General features: G+C 57.8%; 21 protein-coding genes and 1 pseudogene. 11 read left to right on the top strand and 11 right to left on the bottom strand.

Annotation, left to right across the window (positions count from 1 at the left end; translation table 11 throughout):
* The coding region (locus ACMX25_RS27575) for a hypothetical protein (protein WP_414953171.1) at nt 1–330 on the top strand (330 nt) is incomplete at its 5' end.
* A 142-nt stretch (nt 331–472) separates the two neighbouring features.
* On the opposite strand, the pseudogene ACMX25_RS27570 reads toward ACMX25_RS27575, so the two are convergent.
* Nucleotides 473–925: pseudogene (locus ACMX25_RS27570) on the bottom strand (flagellar basal body L-ring protein FlgH); the annotation flags it as partial.
* A 135-nt stretch (nt 926–1,060) separates the two neighbouring features.
* Here ACMX25_RS27570 and ACMX25_RS27565 point away from each other — a divergent pair.
* Nucleotides 1,061–1,243 carry a hypothetical protein gene (locus ACMX25_RS27565; protein ID WP_414953170.1) on the top strand — a complete coding sequence of 61 codons (183 nt, stop codon included), beginning with the start codon at nt 1,061–1,063 and terminating at the stop codon, nt 1,241–1,243.
* A gap of 142 nt (nt 1,244–1,385) precedes the next feature.
* Here ACMX25_RS27565 and ACMX25_RS27560 read toward each other — a convergent pair whose 3' ends face one another.
* The 4 genes from ACMX25_RS27560 to ACMX25_RS27545 form a co-directional block, all read right to left on the bottom strand.
* Nucleotides 1,386–2,057, bottom strand: coding sequence for a flagellar basal body L-ring protein FlgH (locus ACMX25_RS27560; RefSeq protein ID WP_414953169.1), 672 nt, complete (start codon nt 2,055–2,057; stop codon nt 1,386–1,388).
* A 161-nt stretch (nt 2,058–2,218) separates the two neighbouring features.
* On the bottom strand, nt 2,219–2,365 hold the full coding sequence (locus tag ACMX25_RS27555) for a DUF6726 family protein (RefSeq protein WP_366144565.1): 147 nt from the start codon (nt 2,363–2,365) through the stop codon (nt 2,219–2,221).
* Nucleotides 2,366–2,435: 70 nt separating this feature from the next.
* Nucleotides 2,436–2,720, bottom strand: coding sequence for a hypothetical protein (locus ACMX25_RS27550; RefSeq protein WP_414953168.1), 285 nt, complete (start codon nt 2,718–2,720; stop codon nt 2,436–2,438).
* A 146-nt stretch (nt 2,721–2,866) separates the two neighbouring features.
* On the bottom strand, nt 2,867–3,586 hold the full coding sequence (locus ACMX25_RS27545; RefSeq protein ID WP_414953167.1) for a hypothetical protein: 720 nt from the start codon (nt 3,584–3,586) through the stop codon (nt 2,867–2,869).
* A gap of 468 nt (nt 3,587–4,054) precedes the next feature.
* On the opposite strand from ACMX25_RS27545, the gene ACMX25_RS27540 reads away from it, so the two are divergent.
* Nucleotides 4,055–4,315, top strand: coding sequence for a hypothetical protein (locus tag ACMX25_RS27540; protein WP_414953166.1), 261 nt, complete (start codon nt 4,055–4,057; stop codon nt 4,313–4,315).
* Nucleotides 4,316–4,363: 48 nt separating this feature from the next.
* Here ACMX25_RS27540 and ACMX25_RS27535 read toward each other — a convergent pair whose 3' ends face one another.
* Nucleotides 4,364–4,576 (bottom strand): hypothetical protein, encoded by a 213-nt coding sequence (locus ACMX25_RS27535; RefSeq protein ID WP_414953165.1) that lies wholly within the window; start codon nt 4,574–4,576, stop codon nt 4,364–4,366.
* 110 nt (nt 4,577–4,686) lie between these two features.
* On the opposite strand from ACMX25_RS27535, the gene ACMX25_RS27530 reads away from it, so the two are divergent.
* Nucleotides 4,687–5,055 (top strand): hypothetical protein, encoded by a 369-nt coding sequence (locus ACMX25_RS27530; RefSeq protein WP_414953164.1) that lies wholly within the window; start codon nt 4,687–4,689, stop codon nt 5,053–5,055.
* A 291-nt stretch (nt 5,056–5,346) separates the two neighbouring features.
* Here ACMX25_RS27530 and ACMX25_RS27525 read toward each other — a convergent pair whose 3' ends face one another.
* Nucleotides 5,347–6,597, bottom strand: a complete 1,251-nt coding sequence (locus tag ACMX25_RS27525; protein WP_414953163.1) for an HD-GYP domain-containing protein — start codon at nt 6,595–6,597, stop codon at nt 5,347–5,349.
* Nucleotides 6,598–7,109: 512 nt separating this feature from the next.
* Here ACMX25_RS27525 and ACMX25_RS27520 point away from each other — a divergent pair.
* A complete protein-coding gene (locus tag ACMX25_RS27520) occupies nt 7,110–7,667 on the top strand; it encodes a lysozyme inhibitor LprI family protein (protein WP_414953162.1) in 558 nt (185 codons plus the stop codon).
* Nucleotides 7,668–7,800: 133 nt separating this feature from the next.
* Here the strand turns inward: ACMX25_RS27520 and ACMX25_RS27515 are convergent, their stop codons facing one another.
* Nucleotides 7,801–8,271: a hypothetical protein gene (locus ACMX25_RS27515; RefSeq protein ID WP_414953161.1), complete on the bottom strand. Its 471-nt coding sequence runs from the start codon at nt 8,269–8,271 to the stop codon at nt 7,801–7,803.
* 285 nt (nt 8,272–8,556) lie between these two features.
* Here ACMX25_RS27515 and ACMX25_RS27510 point away from each other — a divergent pair, with 285 nt between their 5' ends.
* The 3 genes from ACMX25_RS27510 (at nt 8,557) to ACMX25_RS27500 (ending at nt 12,312) form a co-directional block, all read left to right on the top strand.
* On the top strand, nt 8,557–10,005 hold the full coding sequence (locus tag ACMX25_RS27510; RefSeq protein ID WP_414953174.1) for an NfeD family protein: 1,449 nt from the start codon (nt 8,557–8,559) through the stop codon (nt 10,003–10,005).
* The gene (locus ACMX25_RS27505; RefSeq protein ID WP_414953173.1) at nt 10,005–10,778 is read left to right on the top strand and encodes a slipin family protein; all 774 of its coding nucleotides are present in this window, start codon (nt 10,005–10,007) and stop codon (nt 10,776–10,778) included. Before ACMX25_RS27510 ends, ACMX25_RS27505 begins: the two co-directional genes overlap by 1 nt.
* A gap of 199 nt (nt 10,779–10,977) precedes the next feature.
* A complete protein-coding gene (locus tag ACMX25_RS27500; RefSeq protein WP_414953160.1) occupies nt 10,978–12,312 on the top strand; it encodes a chloride channel protein in 1,335 nt (444 codons plus the stop codon).
* 197 nt (nt 12,313–12,509) lie between these two features.
* Here the strand turns inward: ACMX25_RS27500 and ACMX25_RS27495 are convergent, their stop codons facing one another.
* Both ACMX25_RS27495 and ACMX25_RS27490 read right to left on the bottom strand, forming a co-directional pair.
* Nucleotides 12,510–13,871 (bottom strand): MFS transporter, encoded by a 1,362-nt coding sequence (locus tag ACMX25_RS27495; RefSeq protein ID WP_414953159.1) that lies wholly within the window; start codon nt 13,869–13,871, stop codon nt 12,510–12,512.
* 354 nt (nt 13,872–14,225) lie between these two features.
* On the bottom strand, nt 14,226–15,380 hold the full coding sequence (locus ACMX25_RS27490; protein WP_414953158.1) for a peptidyl-alpha-hydroxyglycine alpha-amidating lyase family protein: 1,155 nt from the start codon (nt 15,378–15,380) through the stop codon (nt 14,226–14,228).
* Nucleotides 15,381–15,866: 486 nt separating this feature from the next.
* On the opposite strand from ACMX25_RS27490, the gene ACMX25_RS27485 reads away from it, so the two are divergent.
* Complete coding sequence (locus ACMX25_RS27485; RefSeq protein ID WP_414953157.1) at nt 15,867–16,595, top strand: DUF899 family protein; 729 nt, start codon at nt 15,867–15,869, stop codon at nt 16,593–16,595.
* A 75-nt stretch (nt 16,596–16,670) separates the two neighbouring features.
* Nucleotides 16,671–17,876 (top strand): multidrug effflux MFS transporter, encoded by a 1,206-nt coding sequence (locus ACMX25_RS27480; RefSeq protein ID WP_414953156.1) that lies wholly within the window; start codon nt 16,671–16,673, stop codon nt 17,874–17,876.
* Nucleotides 17,877–17,934: 58 nt separating this feature from the next.
* Here the strand turns inward: ACMX25_RS27480 and ACMX25_RS27475 are convergent, their stop codons facing one another.
* Complete coding sequence (locus ACMX25_RS27475) at nt 17,935–18,381, bottom strand: hypothetical protein (protein WP_414953155.1); 447 nt, start codon at nt 18,379–18,381, stop codon at nt 17,935–17,937.
* An 816-nt stretch (nt 18,382–19,197) separates the two neighbouring features.
* Between ACMX25_RS27475 and glpK the strand changes: the two genes are divergently transcribed.
* Nucleotides 19,198–20,697: a glycerol kinase GlpK gene (glpK, locus tag ACMX25_RS27470; RefSeq protein ID WP_414953154.1), complete on the top strand. Its 1,500-nt coding sequence runs from the start codon at nt 19,198–19,200 to the stop codon at nt 20,695–20,697.
* Nucleotides 20,698–20,759: the final 62 nt, after the last annotated feature.

Here is a 20,759-nt window from a genome sequence, read left to right as displayed (position 1 = left end):
GCTAGCAGCGCGCTCGCCCAAAGCACTTTGCCAGCCAGTCTGGACGGCGGCCGCATTGGCCGCGGTGGCTTTGAGCCGGGCTTTGCGGTCGTTAATGATCTACAGCATTTGCAAAGGCTATATGACCTTAACGGCCGCGAAAGCGAAATGCGGGATATCTACCACGACGTCCTGCTAAAGACGCAGGTTCCCGCGGTCCGTCAATACGTCTACGAAGCACTCGCCCGCAACCTGCTCCGCCCGGCCAACGTCGACCAGGCAATTACGACTATTCGCACGAGTCTGGATGAAGATCTGAGCACGTTGGCGAAACATCCATCCGCTCCGTGAAGCACGTGCGGCGCCCAAGAGGGCGCCAGGTGTTTAGCTGAAGGAAAGATAAGAACGCCGCCAACTCGAAGCGGTCAGCACTGATGCAGTTGCGCTCAGTTCCAGGAATCCTGGCGCCGATCTCGCCCCTACCATCGCAGAATTAGAACGTCAGCACGCTAAGAAACATTCGTTGCAACCAGCCTACCGTCGTTGCATCGGCCAGCATGCCGACACCTGCCTGCTCAATTCGAGCATTAGCGACTTTACTTGACGATACGTAGTTTCCAACCTCGATGTCTTTGGGGTTCACGATACCCGACAACCGCAGGCGATCGCGGTTCTGGTTCATCGCAATGATCTTGTCTCCCGCAATCACGAGGTTCCCCGTCGGCAGCGTGGCGATAACCGATACGGCAAGCGTCCCGGTCATCCCTGTCGTGTTCGACACAGCCCCCTGACCTTTGAAAGTCGTGCTAGCCGATCCAATGTTAAACAACTTGGCTAGTCGCGCTGCTGCGCCGCTAGATTGATCGGCGGCTTGCGCGCTAATGTCGCTCGATCGATTAGCCGAGGCATCGCCGCTGTTATTAGCCGAGTAGGAGCTAGCAGCGCGCTCGCCCAAAGCACTTTGCCAGCCAGTCTGGACGGCGGCCGCATTGGCCGCGGTGGCTTTGAGCCGGGCTTTGCGGTCGTTAATGATCTACAGCATTTGCAAAGGCTATATGACCTTAACGGCCGCGAAAGCGAAATGCGGGATATCTACCACGACGTCCTGCTAAAGACGCAGGTTCCCGCGGTCCGTCAATACGTCTACGAAGCACTCGCCCGCAACCTGCTCCGCCCGGCCAACGTCGACCAGGCAATTACGACTATTCGCACGAGTCTGGATGAAGATCTGAGCACGTTGGCGAAACATCCATCCGCTCCGTGAAGCACGTGCGGCGCCCAAGAGGGCGCCAGGTGTTTAGCTGAAGGAAAGATAAGAACGCCGCCAACTCGAAGCGGTCAGCACTGATGCAGTTGCGCTCAGTTCCAGGAATCCTGGCGCCGATCTCGCCCCTACCATCGCAGAATTAGAACGTCAGCACGCTAAGAAACATTCGTTGCAACCAGCCTACCGTCGTTGCATCGGCCAGCATGCCGACACCTGCCTGCTCAATTCGAGCATTAGCGACTTTACTTGACGATACGTAGTTTCCAACCTCGATGTCTTTGGGGTTCACGATACCCGACAACCGCAGGCGATCGCGGTTCTGGTTCATCGCAATGATCTTGTCTCCCGCAATCACGAGGTTCCCCGTCGGCAGCGTGGCGATAACCGATACGGCAAGCGTCCCGGTCATCCCTGTCGTGTTCGACACAGCCCCCTGACCTTTGAAAGTCGTGCTAGCCGATCCAATGTTAAACAACTTGGCTAGTCGCGCTGCTGCGCCGCTAGATTGATCGGCGGCTTGCGCGCTAATGTCGCTCGATCGATTAGCCGAGGCATCGCCGCTGTTATTAGCCGAGTAGGATTCAGAGAGACGGATCGTCAATACGTCGCCCACGTGTTGCGCACGCGGCGTTTCGTATAAGGTCAACGCATTGCCGCCCTGGAAGATCGCGCCGCCCGTTTCTATGTTCAACGGACTTGAGACCACGACCGGCGCAAACGTCGGCATGTCGACGATAGAATTCGAGCCGCCTGAGCATCCGGCTAACGAAACCATACCGCTAGCCAGAATCACAAACTTTAACGAGTTCATGTTTTTATTGGTTCGCCAGATTAAGGTTCTCGGCCGCGCGTGGCATGACAAGATAATGAACGGCGCCTGAGTTGCCGGCTTGTGGCTAAGCGCTAAGTCCGACGCCTAAGCCGTCCTCGCCCGCTCGTCACTCGTCGGTTTGCGCGGCGAATCGGACATGCTCAATCGATGGCGTCGGCGCATGTATCGAACGGCGCGGCAGCGGCATGACCCACTGCCGGCACGATCTTGAGCGTGGCCGATACCAGGCGGCACGGCAGTGCAGCTACGGCACAACCCTCCATCGGCAATATGACCACGCCCGCCATGAGGCATACCGCTAGCCGGACGCAGCGTTTATAAAACTGCAGATTGAACATAAATAAGGCCGCTACCCTTTCAAGCACTGGTGTTGATACGTGTGCCAACCAAGCCGTTCGATGGCAGCGCGGGCGGAGTCGCTTGCTCGATCGGCAGCGACGGCAACTCGGTCTTAGCGCTATTTCCGGCTGCGCTGCCCGAGTTGCCACCAGTTGGACGCATGGGTGTTGGCGCTATACGTTCAGCGGGGCTGTAGTTGTTAACATTCATGATCAGGCTCGCTTTCAATAAAGATGAAGGGATCGAGGCAGCGTCAAGATAGCCTTGCGCACATGCCAGGTCGCTAGAACTTTCTTTCGACACTGAATGATCCTGCTTAAGGGCTAGCATCGATTAATGAATGATCACGGCTTTTTCTCGACTCCTTACCAGCACTTACCGCGCTATCGCAGCCGCAATCAATGCAGCACTCGACTCATTCCGTCGATCAACATTCGGCGCCGGCAGACCTAGATCTTCACGTCGACGAACAGCCCGATCGGATCCCATCGAACGCCCTTGGTCTCTTCGCTCAGGCCATCCAGAACATCGGCTAACGGCACCTCTCCCGCATGGCCATCAGGCGCTACATAGGATTGCAATGCGTTGTCGAGGGTGCTGACAGCCCCAGCAAGTGTGGTGCTGTCGCTCGTACCAGCATCACTGCCGGATGTGGACGCTTGGGGATCATCTAGCTGCCAGTCCCAGACGTCAGATGGATCATTACCTTTCACGGAGGTTGACCGGACAGTTTTCGCAAGCTCTTCTATGGAAGAGCCGAGATCGACATAGGCTGATGTCACCTGGTCTGCTTGCGCCGGATCGCCGACTTGTTGGGCTGTCGCATTGAGACTGTGTTGCAGGACAAGCGCCTGATATAGCGCCACCAGGAATTGCTTGCCTGCGCTTTTGTTTGCGTCTTCGCGCGCGAGGGCTCCAGCCGCGGTGCCGGAGTGGTCAGAAAATGAATCAGTATCGGTGACGTCGCTACTGGCCGACGTCAACGCGCTCGGGTCTAACCCCATTCGTTGCAACGTCAGCTTGAGTGCCGCCATCAAGGCGTCACCGCTTCCGGGCGATGTCGCCGACGTCCGCTCAGGGAGCCCGCTGCTGGGCGCACTGGCCGGTTGCTTGGCCGTATTGCCGGGAAAGTCCGATGATGAAATTGACATACTGGAATCGAGTGCCATGGTGTGCCTCTGTTCGTTGTTCCGTGACGCCGAATCGGCTGCGTAGAGCAGATTCGCAGGTTCGCAGGGGTGCTGATGATTGAGTGGCGAGCGCACGGATTCATTCGCCCAGACGTCATATCGACCCGGCTAACAAGAATCTGTAGTGCTGGAAAGGCGAGGTAAGAAGCCTAGCCTGATGAGCTTGCCGACAGTCTTACGGACTAAGCGCTGTTGCCGCGACAATGAAAGATCCGGTAACGAAATCATCACCTTCCCCCTAGTCGTTAGCTTGAAAGCGAGTGCGATTCTTATCTTTATTGCAAGCGTTCAATGCAAGCAACGTAACTTAACGGCGCACCATTTGATGGCCTTTCCGCTTAGACAAATGGCGTCACTTAGCCAACTCTCTTACCGGCTCTTTCGTAACCTAAGGTTGTTCGCACCGCTGACGTTATCACTAAGTATTGAATGTACTTGGAGGATGAAATGAATTTTTCCACGACCGGCGATATTGCTTGCAAAGTTCGGATCAACCCTATCATGCTTGTTAGCGGTCAAGGTATAGCAAGCCGTGCAATACGGTATCGCGGCAAACACACGCTGCGGGCCGTGCTTGGATTCCTGGATAGTCAGCGGGAGGTTCGCGCACTCGTTTTTAGCCACACATTCGACGGAGATATGTTGTGGGTCGACATCCAGACTGGAGAGCTACGAAGCTTTGAGGAGTGGCGATTCGAAGCGGCATGATCCACGCGCAAAGAGGCCGGCTTCTGCGTGGTCAGCGAGGCACGGCATTCAGGTAATAAACACGATCCGGTCGCCCACCGTCGAACCGCATTCCACGAAATACGCGGTACGGGCGGCCCTGACGTCGAGAAGAACGCGTTCGATGCCGTCAACACCTGGACTTTCATGAAGATGCGTTTTAACAACGACTTCCGAGCTTCGTCTGGCTAACGCGTCAAGCCGGACTTCCACGAGATACTTGATAGCATCTCGTTGGTTCATGAAATACAGAATCATTAACAACGTGTCCTTACTGCAGATAAAGCGGCGCTCTGTTACCGGGCCGATACTTCTCCCGACATGACGTCGATCCAGACAGGACCCTCTTCAGCTTGATGGCTAAAGACAAGCGCCCGTACTTGCGGCCCCGCTATTCTCAAGAAGCGCAGTACGTCGCTCCTGCGTTGCTTGCCGCGATACGGGACGCTGCATACTCCTTGATCGCATTCCTTCAGCAATACAACGTCGTTACGCTTAAGAAGCCGCTCAATCATTGTTTCAACCAACTCATGCGAAAGCCGAGCGACACTCCCCTGCACCTGACTCGCAAGCGCAGGCTGGCAGGGATCGGTGCGGATATTTGTATGCTTCGCGGCACCAGTCATTTACACCCCACCGCACAGACGATGGCCGATGCGCCCGCTACGGCACCGGCAATTCCGCCAAGGGCAAACGTCTCCACCGAACTGGCGCAAGCTTGAAGATTGAGTGTGCAAAAAAGCATCGCAATGTAAACGCAGCGGCGCAAGATTTTTCTCCCTCAACAGTCATTGCTGCGGTCTGGACCGGACAAAACGCCGAGGCACTTGACGCAGCTTCCCGTTGTGGGCCCGACGTGTGTTTGAAGGGGCCAACGCATCAACGCAGAGGACCCCCATGCACGCAGAGAGAGATTAGAGTGCTTTGAAGCGGAGCATTTCGGCAAGCACGGGCTGTAGACACCGTCTGCTTACGAGCCATTACCTGGGGCTGGAGAACGCGGCCTGTTTAGCTTATGCAAAGGGGACAGTCTGACTCAACCAAAGGTCGTTGAATTGCGGCAGGTTCCACTGTTTAGGGTCTTCAATTGCCACTATCCGATCACCGCCCTTCAATTTCTTCAGGTCTACTACTTGTGGAAAGACCGGTTGATTCGACCTGCATGAGAAGAATGTCTTGACGATCGGCGAGAGGATTGACCCACTGCCTTGATCGAGCACGACAGCCAGGAATCCAGACTCCAGCCGGACCAGCGAGCCCACCGGATAAATGCCTACGGTGCTTATAAAAGCCGCGAGAATAGTCTTGTCGAACTGTCCCTCCCACGACGCCATGCTGCGAAGCGCCTGAGTCGGATGCCAGGAAGATTTATATGACCGCTCGGATGTAACGGCGTCGTACACGTCGCAGACTGCGCCCATCCTGGCCAACAGGGGAATGGCCTTGTCTTTGAGCCCATGCGGATACCCGCGGCCATTTATCTTTTCATGGTGGTGCAACGCAACCTGCAGCACCCCGGCACTGACATCGGCTGACTGCAGCATTTGCCATCCATCGTAGGAGTGTTTCTTGGCGACCTCGTACTCTTCCACACTCAGCTTTCCCGGTTTGTTCAACACGGCGAGCGGCATGAGTGCCTTGCCGAGATCATGAAGCAATCCGGCCACGCCGGCCTCCAGTACATCCGGTTCGTCCAGTTCAAGTTCGCGCGCGAGCGCCGTCATCAACGCGCAGACGGCGACGGAATGCATATACGTGTAGCCGTCGTGGTGCTTCAGGCGCGCCACGCTGGTCAATGCGTAAGGGTTGCGTATAACGGACGCAGCAATGCTCTTCACCAGCGGCATCATGCTGGCGCCGGACACCGCGCGTCCCATGCGGGCCTGTTGAAACACAACCTTCATTTCATTGGAGGCTGATTCGAACAGTCGCTTTGCGTGTTCAATTTCCTCGCCTACCGGTCTTCGCGGCAATTGCGCGCGCGGTACGCCGCCTGCAATGCGTTGCTCGCCATCCCCCGTCTGCGCAGTGGAGCTCGCCGCAACGAACGGGTCAACCGGCTCTCCCAGGCCGTCATCAGGGCACGACAGACCTCGATCCGTGTCGATCACAATGGACGTTATTCCGCTTTCGACGATCTTCTCGATATCGATAGCGGTGAGCAAGAACGAGCTCTTCCAGAATGGGTGATCAAGCCAGCGCCGATCCAGACTGTGCAAGAACATGCCAGGACGCAATACAGAGGCTGCGACCGTTTTCAACATAGCCAACTCCGATGAGCCTTGATTTGGAACTAGCGAGGGAGAAGCCACATCACCTTCAGCTCCGGCCTACACTTACGTGCTCCACCAATGTACTGATCAGATCCTTGATTTCTTTCTCGCAGCGCCTTGTTACATCGTTAGCGCCAAGGTACAGCGCCAACACGTGCTAACCCGCCAACTCGTCTTCCTACATCGAATGATCGCGCGTAACTGCCTGTGATCATCAAAGAATGACCGCAATATATTCCAGACTCCTTACCCTGACTTACCGCCCATTTTAATGGGGTCATCGTAAGCCTCAAGTAAAGTCCTGGACCGCTAGCCGGCTGCCCCTAGCGTACCTCACGCCGCTTGAAAATAAACACAGCCAGCCATTTGCGCGCGCCTGGAACAACGTCCGGTTAATTTGAAATATTTGGTAAGTACTGACCGATCCCTAGTTCTTTTCCTTGCATTCCAGGCATCGAATCCAGTCGAGTATGCGTGAAAGTCCCATTCTTCCTGCGATAACGATGACCCTCTTCAAGTCCACCCTGATCTCTGTGTTTCTATTGGGCAGTCCGCTCGTGGCGCACGCTACCAGCTTCGATTGCAACCTCGGTCGCTCAGCGACGGAAAAGCTGATTTGCCACAACGAATCTTTATCGAAGCTCGACGATGAACTCGGAAAACTGTATTGGAAGGCGCGCCACGCGGTTGCAGATAAGCGCTCATTCCGTGCTGACAGCGATGCCAAATGGACCTGGCGGGAAACGCATTGCACGAATGAAACCTGTCTCACGACCTGGTACTCCGGCCGTATCGAAGAACTTCAGCAAATGGTCGATGACCTGCAATCCTTCTCGAAGCCGTCGCCCGTTCGCACGGCCTCCGTGAGTTTATTGACGGAGGCCACGATTGCCATAGGTCGATGCACTTTTGCCGAGCCCGGCATGATCTCGCTCGACAACTGCAGGTCGCTGATGAAATCCAATATGCGTTGGAAATATGACGTGCATGGAGGCGACTGGTTCTGCGGAGTCGCCGTGCTGAAGGACGAACAAAAATTGCCTACGGTCGCCCTTCAGTGAGCAAGCAAAAGCAAGCGGATTTGCGCCCGGCTTAGTACTTGTTACCGGCGATAGAACACGCGGAAGCGGTTGGTTAGCCGGACGTGTTATTTAAAAATTTCAATACTCGCCCTTCCAGGTTCCAAGCTTTAGCTTAGCGCCGGTGACCTCCCCAGAACCCGTGTGAGCCACTGCTAAATCGCGACGGTCCGCCATGAAAGCCGGAACCCATCGGCGCACCGACGCGTATGTGACCCATTTGATGAAAATGGTCGAAGTGCGAATGGTGATGGAAACGATCGACGAAAATAAAACTCACGCCCGCGCCAATGAACAGCGGCGGCCCCCAGTACCATGGGTCGGGATACGGATAATACGCGACCGGATACAGAAGCATGCTGCCGTCGGGGTTCTCGACCATTTGCCACGTTCCATCGCTTTGCAGGCACGCCCGTCCCACGACTTGCTGCGCCGAGCCGTCAATATCCGCTTGTCCCGCTACGGCGCGGCAATTGGCTCCAGAGTCGGCATCCAGACCTACGGTGTCGTCGTACAATTGTGCGAGCGCGGGCGCCGCAAACCCCAGTGTGGCAAGCACTATTCCTAACCTGAATAACTGGCGCATCGTCGTCTCCTGCGTGAACCTGGACGCATCGGCATCGTTCGCCTCATGAGTCCGGTTATAGGGGTTAAACGATCGAAGCCATGGAAATATTCCGGCGCATGCACTCGGAAACACTCAGGCGATGCTTTTGCGCGCACTTGATACCGCGCGAGCGCCTAAGCGGCTTTATTGTGGAAATCCTTAGAGGGGACACACTTGGTATGTGCCTAATTTGGCATAAGCTTAATATCAGGCAACCCTCGTTGAGCCGGCGTCATTTTGTCTGCAAGCGCCGCTCTTATCGTGATGGAACGCTATCAGTCTTGTTTGTTTCACCCGGACGCAGTGCGCGCCTTTTCCGGCACAGCAGGTTCACTATTGCGCAAAGCGCTAGCCCTGTTCGCGGGACTGCTGCTCTGCGGTGCGGCAGCCGCAAACCCGGTTGCCGTGGTCATTCCGCTTAACGGCGCTGTCGGACCGGCCAGCGCCGACTTCGTCGTTCGCGCGCTTGCCCGGGCCGCTGAAGAACGCGCGCAACTGGCCATTCTCGAGATCGATACGCCTGGCGGACTTGACCAGTCGATGCGCTCGATCATCAAGGCCATCCTCGCATCGCCCGTTCCCGTTGCGGCGTTCATTGCGCCGGGCGGAGCTCGAGCGGCCAGCGCCGGCGCGTACATTGTCTATGCGAGCCATATAGCCGCCATGGCGCCGGGCACCAACCTCGGCGCCGCCACACCTATCCGGCTCAGCGCAGGCGGCGGCTCCACCGAGACTGAGCCGGGCCACGCGAAGACGGACGCAGGCGCGTCAACGTCTGCCGGTGCGAATGCGGCATCCACCGAGACCACCAAGCAAGTGCAGGATGCCGCAGCCTATATACGCGGCCTCGCGCAATTGCGCGGTCGCAATGTGCAGTGGGCCGAGCGCGCGGTGCGCGAAGCAGTCAGCCTGTCAGCGAGCGAAGCACTCGCGCAAAACGTGGTCGACATGAACGCATCCGACGTACCCGACTTGCTCGCGAAGCTCAACGGCAGGCATGTTCAAACGATCACGGGCGATCATGTCCTGACGACCTCCGGCGCGGTGGTCGTGACGATCCAGCCCGACTGGCGCAGCCGCTTTCTCGCGACCATCACCGACCCAAGCGTCGCGCTCATTCTCATTACGATAGGCATGTATGGGTTGTTCTTCGAGTTCGCCAATCCCGGTCTCGCGTTACCCGGTGTAGCAGGCGCGATCAGTCTGATGGTGGGCCTGTTCGCATTGCAATTGCTGCCCGTCGACTTGGCTGGTCTTGGCCTGATCCTGCTTGGCATCGCCTTTCTTGTCGCCGAGATTTTCCTGCCCACGTTCGGCACGCTCGGCTTCGGCGGCATCGTCGCGTTTGCAATGGGTGCGCTCATGCTGTTCCGTACCGATGCCCCCGGCTATGGCATTCCCGTGGCACTCGTAGTGGGCCTCACCATTGCCACCGCGCTGTTTGTGTTTGTCGTGTCCAGCGTCGCGCTGAGGGCACGCCGGCGGCCCGTGGTCAGCGGAGCGGAAGCGCTGCTTGGCAGCATCGGCGAGATGCTGGAAGACGTGCCGCCGAGTGACAGCGGCTGGGCTCGCGTGCACGGTGAACGATGGCGTGTGTGCTGTCACGAGACTCAAGCCATGCTCGCGCGCGGAGAGCATATACGCGTGCTCGCGCGTCATGGCCTGACGCTGAGCGTGGCGCGGCTTGACGATATAAAACAAGGAGAGAAATGATGGTCGGATTCACGTTTGGCTTTAGCGGTATCTTGCTGGCGTTAGTCATCCTTATCGTATTTTCGTCGATCCGCATTTTTCGCGAATACGAACGCGGTGTTGTCTTCATGCTTGGCCGCTTCTGGAAGGTCAAGGGGCCGGGCCTTGTCCTGATCATTCCTGCGGTGCAGCAAGTCGTGAGAATGGATCTGCGCACCGTCGTCTTCGACGTGCCGCCGCAAGACGTGATCACGCGCGACAACGTGTCGGTGAAGGTGAACGCGGTGGTCTACTTTCGCGTGGTCGATCCGGAAAAGGCTGTGATCCAGGTCGCCCGTTTCCTCGAAGCAACCAGTCAGTTGTCGCAGACGACCCTGCGCGCGATCCTCGGCAAGCACGAACTCGACGAGCTGCTGGCGGAACGCGAACGCCTCAACATGGACATTCAAAAGGTGCTCGATTCGCAAACCGATGCATGGGGCATCAAGGTATCGAATGTTGAGATCAAGGACGTCGACTTGAACGAGACCATGGTGCGCGCGATTGCCCGGCAAGCTGAAGCCGAGCGCGAACGGCGCGCGAAGATCATCCATGCAGAGGGCGAACTGCAGGCGTCGGAAAAGCTGCTGCAGGCCGCGCAAATGCTCGCACAAGCGCCGCAAGCCATGCAGCTGCGTTATTTGCAGACCCTGACCAACATCGCAGGCGACAAGAATTCGACCATTGTTTTTCCCATGCCGATCGATCTGATCAGTTCGCTTCTTGAGCGGCTTAAGGGACCCACCCAAAGCTGATTGCAATTTAAAGCGCCTAAGAAGGAGCCCGATGCTAATCATCCGCTAATTGCATTAATGCGAAAAATAAATGAATTTGACGCCTGATTGCTCAAGCGGTAGATTCGGGTTCACGCTAATTGAAATTTTTTGATCATCCTCTACGACAAGCATCTGGGCGCTAACTCAGCTATTTCTTTCATACTGCTAACATTCCTCGATGCTTGCTCGACCACCCCGCCCCGGCATCCCCGCAAACCCACTAATCAAATTTGCGGTGGTCACCGCTCTTACAGGGATCGGCGCCGGCTTGGGCGGCATGGGGTTGGCTCTCCTCCTGCATTTAATCCAGCACGTCGCCTACGGCTACAGCCTCACGCATCTGGTCGGGCAAGAGAGTTTCTATGAGGGTGTCGAGGCAGCATCGGCTGGCCGCCGGGTTGCCGTGCTCGCGCTCTGCGGTCTCATTGCGGGCTGCGGCTGGTTCGTCATCTATCGCTATGGACGGCCGCTGATCAGCATCAAGAAGGCCGTTGCCTCCGACGACCCGCGCATGCCGGCCGCCACCACGACGGCGCATGCACTGCTTCAGATCATCACGGTTGCGCTCGGCTCGCCGCTCGGCCGCGAGGTTGCGCCCCGCGAGATCGGATCCCTGATTGCAGGATGGCTGTCGCATTACGCCGGTCTCACGGTTGAGCAGACCCGCTTGATGGTGGCTTGCGGCGCAGGCGCCGGGCTCGCCGCGGTGTACAACGTTCCGTTTGGCGGAGCGATCTTTGTGCTCGAAGTCTTGCTTCGGTCGTTCGAGCTGCGTGTGGTGATTCCCGCGCTGGTCACCTCGGTCATTGCAGCCGTGGTCGCGTGGCTCGGCCTGGGAGATGAATCGCAATACGTGGTGCCGCACTTCGGCTTGAGCGTGAACCTCGTGACGTGGTCCATTGTCACCGGCCCCCTGTTTGGCGTGGCCGCTTTCGTCTTTGTCCAGTTGACGACGAAATCCCGCGCAGCCGCACCGAAGGGATGGACGCTGCCGCTTTTCTCGCTCGTCAACTTCGTGATCGTCGGCTTGCTCGCAGTGTCGTTCCCGCAGATCCTCGGCAACGGCAAGACACCCGCGCAACTAGGCTTCAGCAATGAGCTCACTATCGGCCTTGCAGGAACGCTGCTGGTCATCAAGGTAGCCATAACCGCCAGCAGCCTGCGCGCGGGCGCTCAAGGCGGCCTGCTCACGCCCGGCATGTCTAACGGTGCGCTGCTGGCTATCGTGCTGGGCGGGATCTGGACGTTGATGTGGCCGGGAACGCCCATGGGGGCTTTTGCGATTGTCGGGGCAACGGCCTTTCTCGCTTCGTCCATGAAAATGCCGATCACCGCGCTCGTCCTCATGGTCGAGTTCACGCGTGTCGATCATGATTTCATCGTGCCCATGTTGTGCGCGGTTGCAGGATCGATCGCGACCAATCGCTTGCTTGAACTCAGGATGCAAGCGCAGCAAGCGCGATCTCCAAACGCGAGTTCCGAACTCAAGGGTGGCGCCATATCGCAAGGCTGACGCGGTTCATCCCGTTCGCGAACAAGGCGTCCGCAGCAGTCGGTAAGAAATCGATATATGAGGAAAGACCTGTTTCAGTCCGAACCGCTTATGCTTGACTACGTCGCGCCAAGACCCCCTCTCCTGGCGAGGACGCTCCGTAAGCTTTATCCCGCGCTTTCGAGAGGGGTGCGGGCTTTTTTTTGCACGTCATTCAACTAATGCGAAACCGTTCCTATGTCGTTGACCTCGACGTTCGATGATCGCGGTTGAACGGCTTGCTTGATCAGCAACGCAACGCATGCGATCACGCCGGGCACCGCCACGACAGCAAAGATGTTTTCAAAACTGAAGTGCTGCCGGGCCAGTTCGGCAACGAGGAACGAGCCCGCGATACCACCGAAGCGTCCAATGCCCAGCATCCATGCAACGCCGGTACCGCGCCCCTGAGTCGGATAGAACGCCGCTGCTAACGCCGGCATGGAAGACTGCGCGGTATTCATCAGCACGCCGGCCGCAAAAACAACCACGATCAGCAAGCTGATATTGCCGGCTGAGTGCCCAATGCAATACACGGTGACAGCGGTCAACGCATAGCATGCGGCGATAATCCGGTTCGGATTGAACCGGTCCATCAGGACTCCACATAGTACGGCGCCCATGCCGCCAAGCGGGAACAGCGCGGAAATCAACGTCGCGCGCTGCGGGCTCAAACCTGTTTCTTTTAGCAGGATCGGCATCCAGTTGATCGATGCATAGAAGATCACCAACCCCATGAAATAGGTCAGCCAGAGCATCACCGACCCGACGATATATTCCCGCGACAGCACCAGGCGGATACCGCTTTTCCCAGGCACGGGTTGAGCCTGTTCCGTCATGACGAATGAGGCGGCGTCAGCGGCGCTGCGACCAATGCGGCTAAGCGTAGCCCGAATCCTTTCAACGGAATGTGCATGGGCAACCCGGTAACGCACCGACTCCGGGAGGGCAATAAGCAGCAGGACCGCCAGCAAAAGCGGAGTCGCACCGCCGAGCAGCAAAACGCTGCGCCATCCAAGAGCGGGAATCATCCACGCCGCGAGGAAGCCGCCGAATGCAGCACCCAGCGGGAAGCCGCAGAACATCAGGTTGATCAGCGTTGCACGTCGGCGATCCGGGCAGAACTCGCTCATGATCGTCACTGCGTTCGGCATGGCTGCGCCCAGTCCGAGTCCCGTGATGAAGCGCAGGATCGTCAAGTGCGTCAGGTCGCCGGAGAAAGCGGAAGCGAGGCACGCGACGCCGAAGATCACGACCGATGCAATCAGAAGCACACGCCGTCCCAGGCGATCGGAAAGTGGACCGGCGAGGAGTGCACCGAACGCGAGGCCGAACAATGCGGCGCTCAAGACCGGCGCAAGCGCGGGCCGGCTGATATTCCACTCGGTGATCAGCGAAGGAGCAATGAAGCCGATAGCGGCTGTGTCAAATCCGTCCAGCAGGACGATGACAAAGCACATGGCGAAGATCAACCACTGAAACCCGCCGAACGGGTGTTCATTAATGAAAGTCTGGACGTCGACTGACGGACTCCTGCTCATGTCTCTTCCTTATATTTTGTTAGGTCGTCACCGGGCGTGCGATTCTTTCAGTTTATACACGCCACGTGTCTGCGGCGGCGATACTAGTAGCGGGACATCGGCGTCGACTATGCGGGGCAACCCCTAGGTCCAGGCAAGCGCATTCGGAGCATCGTCTTTGACCCGCTTCGCATAACGCATCTCAAGGACTATCCAGGATTTATATAGTGGATATCGCCAGGGCTAGCAATTGTCTAAAGACGCTAGAGGCGCCTTTAGAATCAGATCAACGTCGCCCTGCAATTGCTAACGCACGATCGCAGTCATCAATCAAGTGGCGAGCGTCAGCCGGCCACTGCAATGATTCAATCAACGTCACGCATGGAGCACCAGCTTCTGTACGCGCCAATTCAGCAATTCGGCAACATACAGCACGTTCTCCGACGGACAAGCCATCTGGTGAATCCAGCCGAACTGCTTGAGCTGCTTGCCGGACTCGCCGAGTACTCCCAGCACCTCACCCTCGAGCGACAGTTTATAAATGCGCCCCGGAAAGGCGTCTGAGCTGTACAGCACCTGGTTAGGCCCCGGCGAAATGCAGATGGCCCACGGCGAGCCGGGTGCGAATGTACCAGCGGCTATGGCGGCCTCATCGGGCGCATAACCAATCGCCGGTCGCGCACCGGGAGGCACCGGCACGTCGATAGTGAACTGGCGCTGAAAATTGCCTTCGCCATCGAACACCTGGATGCGCCGGTTACTCCGGTCCGCTACATAGACAAGCCCCTTGGCGTCAAGCGCAATACTATGCGGCGTGTGGAACTGCCCGGGGCCGGTGCCGCGCTCACCCCAGGACTTAAGCCAGTTACCGTCCTTGTCGACTTTTGCCACTCGCGAGTTGATATAACCGTCGCTGATATAGCTGTTACCGGCAGCGTCCCAGGCCACATCGGTTACCTGGCGGAAACGGCCCGGCTCGGCGGGAAGCGGCGGATTCGGGTGCTTGAGCGGACCGGTCTCCTCGTCTGCCGCCTCTTGCTTGCGGCCGAAGACCATTGCGACGCGACCGTCAGGCGTGAACTTGATGACCATGTCCGAGCCCTTGTCCGTCACCCAGATATTGTCCTGGCGATCCACCTTGACCATATGCGCGAAAGACCATGCGTATAGATTGCGGCCAATCTCGCGGACGAACCGGCCGTCGGGTGCGAACTCGAGAAGTTGAGCTGCCGCGGCAGCGTACGCGGGTCCATTGGTATTGCCCCGTGACAGCACGAAGATATGGCCCTTGGAGTTCAGCGCGATGCCAGAACATTCGCCGAAATAGGTATCGCGCGGCAAGTGCACTGGGTTAGGGACCGAGTCGTAGGCAATGATTCGAGTTGGATCGGTGTCGGCATAGGCGGAGTGCGGTAGCAAGGCGAGTGCCGCGGCGCCCTCGGCTGCAAAGGCCAGGAAACGGCGGCGGGTCAGCACGCGAGTGGCTGGGTCGCCGCAGCATGGGCAGGATAGTGGATGTGCCTCAAACATTAAATCTCGCTCCTTGTTGTTCTTGACGATGGCGCTAAGCGCCATGTTTATTGAACGCGACCCGAAGGCAAGTTACGCATGGTTAGAGCCTTCCAATCGTCCCCTGCGCCGGCGCATGGTCTTTTGGTGACCTGAGCGCGCCAGCGTGGCTTTCACTATAGTGCACATCATGAGCGGCAGATGCAGAGTTCGCGTCCGCTTGATGCCGGGGCCGCGAACCCGCGCGCTTATTTAACTTCGTTTGGCTTTAGCCGCTGTATCCGCCTCTGCGCCACCCGACTCTCTTGCCCGATGTAACAGCCTCGCGTCGCTGCGTGCATCCGGGTAAATATCGAAAGAAATGAAGCGGGCGATGTCGAATTCTCAAGGCGTCGTTCGTCATGCGTATAGGGCCGTAATCCGGCAATGCGCTTTTGGACGCGCCGCATCGTGCCCCCATTTCCGATCGTTCCAGTCAATTCCCCCTCAACCACGAGGAGAGCATTCATGTCTTCCGTAAATGGCTCTGAACAGACGTTGCAGCCGGTCGCGGCACTGGCTCAATCAACGCGCCGGTTCCCGGGCGAAAGTACGCAGTACCGCACCGCACGCGACGCGCTCCTGGCAGAGGAGATCGAGTTACGCCGACACATCGAGCGTGTGGCTGCCCTGCGCCGGGCATTGCCAGCCGGCGGCGAGGTGCCACAGGATTACCGCTTCGAGGGCGAGCATGGTCCGGCCACGCTCTCCCAGCTATTCGGCGATCATGACACCCTGATCACCTATAACTGGATGTTCGGTCCCAAGCGCGAACGGCCTTGCCCGATGTGCACGTCATTGCTTGGCGCCCTTGACGGCGAGATGGCCGATATCTTGCAGCGCGTCGCTTTTGCGGTGATCGCCCGCGGGCCAATCGAACGCCTGATAGCATTCAAGAAAGAGCGCGGCTGGCGCCACCTGCGGCTTTATTCGTCGGGTGGCAACAGCTTCAATTGCGATTACGCTAACGAAGATCCGGATACCGGCGACAATCCTGCGTTTAACGTTTTCACGCGTTCAGGTGGTACTGTGCGCCACTTCTGGGGCGACGAGATGGGACCGCAAACGGCCGACCCGGGGCAGGACCCGCGTGGTGCGCCCGACCCCATGCCGCTGTGGCTCATGCTCGACCTGACGCCCGGCGGCCGCGGCAGGGACTGGTATCCGAAACTGGAATACGCCGCCAAGCGCGCTTGAGCCGGGCACCTGACTCGAGCACTTGAGCGGCATGACATCGAGTACCATGCCGCCATTCTTCCTTACCGATAAATAATGACACGACGCTTTCTTCAACTTGCCATTGTGCTGGGCCTCATTACCGCTGTAGGCCCGTTTGCCATCGACATGTACCTGCCCGCCCTGCCTTCAATCGGGGGAGCGCTGCACGCCACTCCGGCCGAAGTGCAGATGAGCCTGATGGTATTTTTCATCACGCTCGGCGTCTGTCAGCTCGTGTACGGACCGCTCTCGGATATCTTCGGCCGCAAGATGCCGATCTATGTCGGCCTCGCGATCTTTACCGTCGGCAGCGTGGGCTGCGCGTTTGCACCAGACGTCCACGTGCTGATTGGTTTTCGCGTGCTCCAGGCGTTGGGCGCGTGTGCCGGCATGGTTGTTCCGCGCGCGATTGTCCGTGACCTGTACACCGGTCACGATGCCACCCGGCTCATGTCGCTGCTTATGCTTGTTGTGAGCGTCTCTCCGCTACTCGCGCCGCTGACCGGCAGTTTCATCATTGCGGCGTTCGGCTGGCGCGGGGTCTTCTGGGCGCTGACGGTGGCCGGCGGACTCGCCCTCGTGCTTGCGGCTACGCAGTTGAAGGAGACCCGGGAGATTCATCATCGCGCCGGCAGCTCGTGGGCAACGGCATTCGCGGGGTATCGAAAATTGCTTAGTGATCCGACGTTTCTTGGACTCACGTTTGTTGGTGCGTTCGGCGTCTCGTCCTTTTTCATCTACCTGGCGAGCGCATCGTTCGTCATCATTAACCATTACGGCTTGTCGCCCACCATGTTCAGCTTGTGCTTCGCGCTCAACGCGGCGGCGTTTTTCGGCTTCAGCCAGTTGACTGCGCGGCTCACTGCCCGATACGGCCTGCCGCGCGTCATTCGCGTTGCCGTTACGGGCTTCGCGATTTCGATGAGCATCGTAGCGGTGCTGTTCCTGGCAGGCGCCGACAGCCTCGCGCTGATGATGGTTTTCCTGTTTATCGGATATGGTTTCCTGGGACTGGTCTTGCCGACTTCCGCGGTGTTATCGCTTGAAAATCATGGCGCAATTGCGGGTACGGCTTCGGCACTGATGGGTGCATTGCAGTTTGTCGTTGGCGCGGCGGTGATGGCCGTATCCGGTTTATTCGCCGACGGCGCGCCAAAGCCGATGGTCGTCGGAATCGCGCTCTCCGCGCTGGTGGCGTTTGTCATTGCCCGTCTCACGCTGCGCGCCGAAAATGCGAGGTTGCCAGCGGCGGCAGAGTAAACAGAGAATGCGGAATTGAGAGCAGATGCGCGCGTGGTATATCCACGCACCTTCCTCTTCAATGTGCCTTGCAAAGAATCGCGGTCATCACCGGCGTGACTTCGTGAACAATAGCGTCGCTGCCCATTTGATGCAGGCGATCCTTGACGTCGTCTGAACCGCCTGTCACCACGACGCCGTAAGCCCAGTCCCCAACGGGATCTCCCTTGCCCGGCTTGAAGAGCGGATCATCCTTCTCATAGCCGAGCACGACAAAGACCGGGAATTCGAACGCCGTGAGCTTCACGCCATGGGCCGGCCTGAATGCGTTGATTGAATTCTTCTCGACATGCATTGGCTTGGACTGTATTTCGCCACTGTTCATCAGCGCGCTGATAAACACATGGCCCGTCGATTTGCAATTGAGTTGTTCTTCTACCGCGCTTCCATGTGCAAGTGTCGACAACAATCCGCAAGGCGCGAGCGCAACTACGCTGACGATCCGAATAAGCTTGGTGACCCGCATGGTTGGCCTCTATTTTTTTCGACGTTGCATCAGCCGCGACGTTTTGGTCGCGGTGTTTCACTCTACCTGCACCCGTAAATTATTGTCGGATTGCCAATATCTTTAGCTGCCCCGAACAAACAATCTTGATTGAGTGGCAGGCGTGAACGCCGCCGCGCCGCTTCAGCGTCCATGAAATCGGCGCCGTCGCCAGATGCAAACCTCCGCTTACAGCGTCACCCTCATTGCGGGCGCGATTGCCAGCTATGTCCGTTCTCTTTCGAACTTTCAAAAGATTTCTAACGACGCCGTTTCGAGGTTTTCTACTAAACCGGATGCGCCGGCTGCCTCTCTTCCATCCGACACAAATGAGCCTTTACATTTTCGAATTTGTTCACTAGCATTCGAATTCGAACATTATCGATTCGATAGATTTTCTTAATTGATGTTGGAAATTGAAGTGAGCTAGGGCGGAACGATCGATCTGGCAGCGCTGAATCTATGTATTGATCAGCAAACAACATGTGTGATATCGCGGGATGTGACTTCGGCGGTGTTCTTTTGCGAACAAAGTGGATTTGTTTTCCCTCAGCTGGAGTTGCGGATCGGAGCGATCACCGGCGGCTCGCACTAATCGGGCTCCAAGGCATTCATTCCGCCCCTTGGCAGGTCTTACTCCAACCGCATGAAGTGGTTGGCCTAACTAACGCCGCAATCAAAACGTAATATTCGTAGAAGCGCCTGCCTCACGGAACCGCAGTCAAAACAAGAAGTCAGCAACGTCGCGAGGCATCATGCACAAAGCGGCGATCCATCTAAAAACCAGTGGAGAAGACAATGCAGGAGCAATACATTCTCGCGCTCGATCAGGGCACGACAAGTTCACGCGCCATGGTGTTCGATCGCCAGGGCAACGTAGTGTCGGTAGCCCAGAAAGAGTTTGGCCAGATCTATCCGCAACCGGGCTGGGTCGAGCACGATCCACAGGAAATCTGGTCGACCCAGGCGGGCGTAGCCGCTGAAGCCGTCACCCGCGCGGGCCTGAACGGTGCATCGATTGCCGCTATCGGCATTACCAACCAGCGCGAAACCACCATCGTCTGGGATCGCGAAACCGGGCAGCCGATCTATAACGCCATTGTCTGGCAAGACCGACGCACCGCCGACTTCTGCGACCAGTTGAAGGCGCAGGGACTGGAAGAAAAATTCCGTGCCAAGACGGGCTTGCCTATTGATTCCTACTTCTCCGCAACCAAGATCCGCTGGATCCTCGACAACGTGGAAGGCGCGCGCGAGAAAGCGAAACAGGGACGCCTTGCCTTCGGTACGGTCGATAGCTGGCTCGTGTGGAACTTCACGAAACACGGCTTGCATATCACCGACGTCACCAACGCGTCGCGCACCATGCTCTTCAATATCCACACGCTCAAGTGGGACGACGAACTCCTCGACGCCCTCGATATTCCGCGCAGCATGCTGCCCGAAGTGCGTGCCTCGTCGGACGTGTACGGCCCGACCAAGACCACGGTCTTTGCCTCCAAGATCCCGATTGCCGGCATTGCAGGCGACCAGCACGCCGCCCTCTTCGGCCAGATGTGCACCGAGTCCGGGATGGTGAAAAACACCTACGGCACGGGCTGTTTCCTCGTGATGAACACAGGCGACAAGCCGATCGAATCAAGCAACAACCTGGTCACCACCATTGCATGGCAGATCGGCGACCAGGTCAACTATGCGCTGGAAGGGAGCATCTTTATTGGTGGTGCAGTCGTGCAATGGGTACGCGACGGTCTTGGCATCATCAAGAGTGCCAATGAAATCGAAGCGCTCGCGCGCAGCGTGCCGCATAGCGATGGCGTTTATATGGTGCCCGCCTTCGCCGGCCTGGGCGCACCGCACTGGAATGCGCGCGCACGGGGCACGCTGTTCGGCGTGACACGCGGTACGACCTCCGGCCACATTGCACGGGCGGCGCTCGAAAGCATTGCGTTTCAATCAATCGATGTATTGAAGGCCATGGAAGCCGACTCCGGCATCCGGATTGGCGAGTTGCGCGTGGACGGCGGAGCGGTCGCCAATAACCTGTTGATGCAATTCCAGGCCGACATGCTGGGCGTGGACGTAGTTCGTCCGCAGATCAGCGAAACCACTGCATTAGGCGCGGCGTATCTGGCCGGGCTGGCAGTCGGTTACTGGAAGGACGTGAATGAACTGCAAAGCCAATGGAAGCTGGACCGCCGCTTCTCGCCGGATGTTGCGGCTGACGAGATCAAGCGACAGATGCACGGCTGGCAACGCGCGGTAAATGCCGCCAAGACCTGGGCCGACGCCACCTGAAAGAAGGGTGAACTCACGTTGAACCTGCGTTCAACGTGAGTCCCCGTCGCGTCCTTCCAAAC

The organism is Caballeronia eucalypticola, from assembly GCF_047608185.1.
Classification (GTDB): domain Bacteria; phylum Pseudomonadota; class Gammaproteobacteria; order Burkholderiales; family Burkholderiaceae; genus Caballeronia.
The sequence above is the reverse complement of the archived record's forward strand: the minus strand, read 5'-3'. Positions and strand labels throughout refer to the sequence as shown.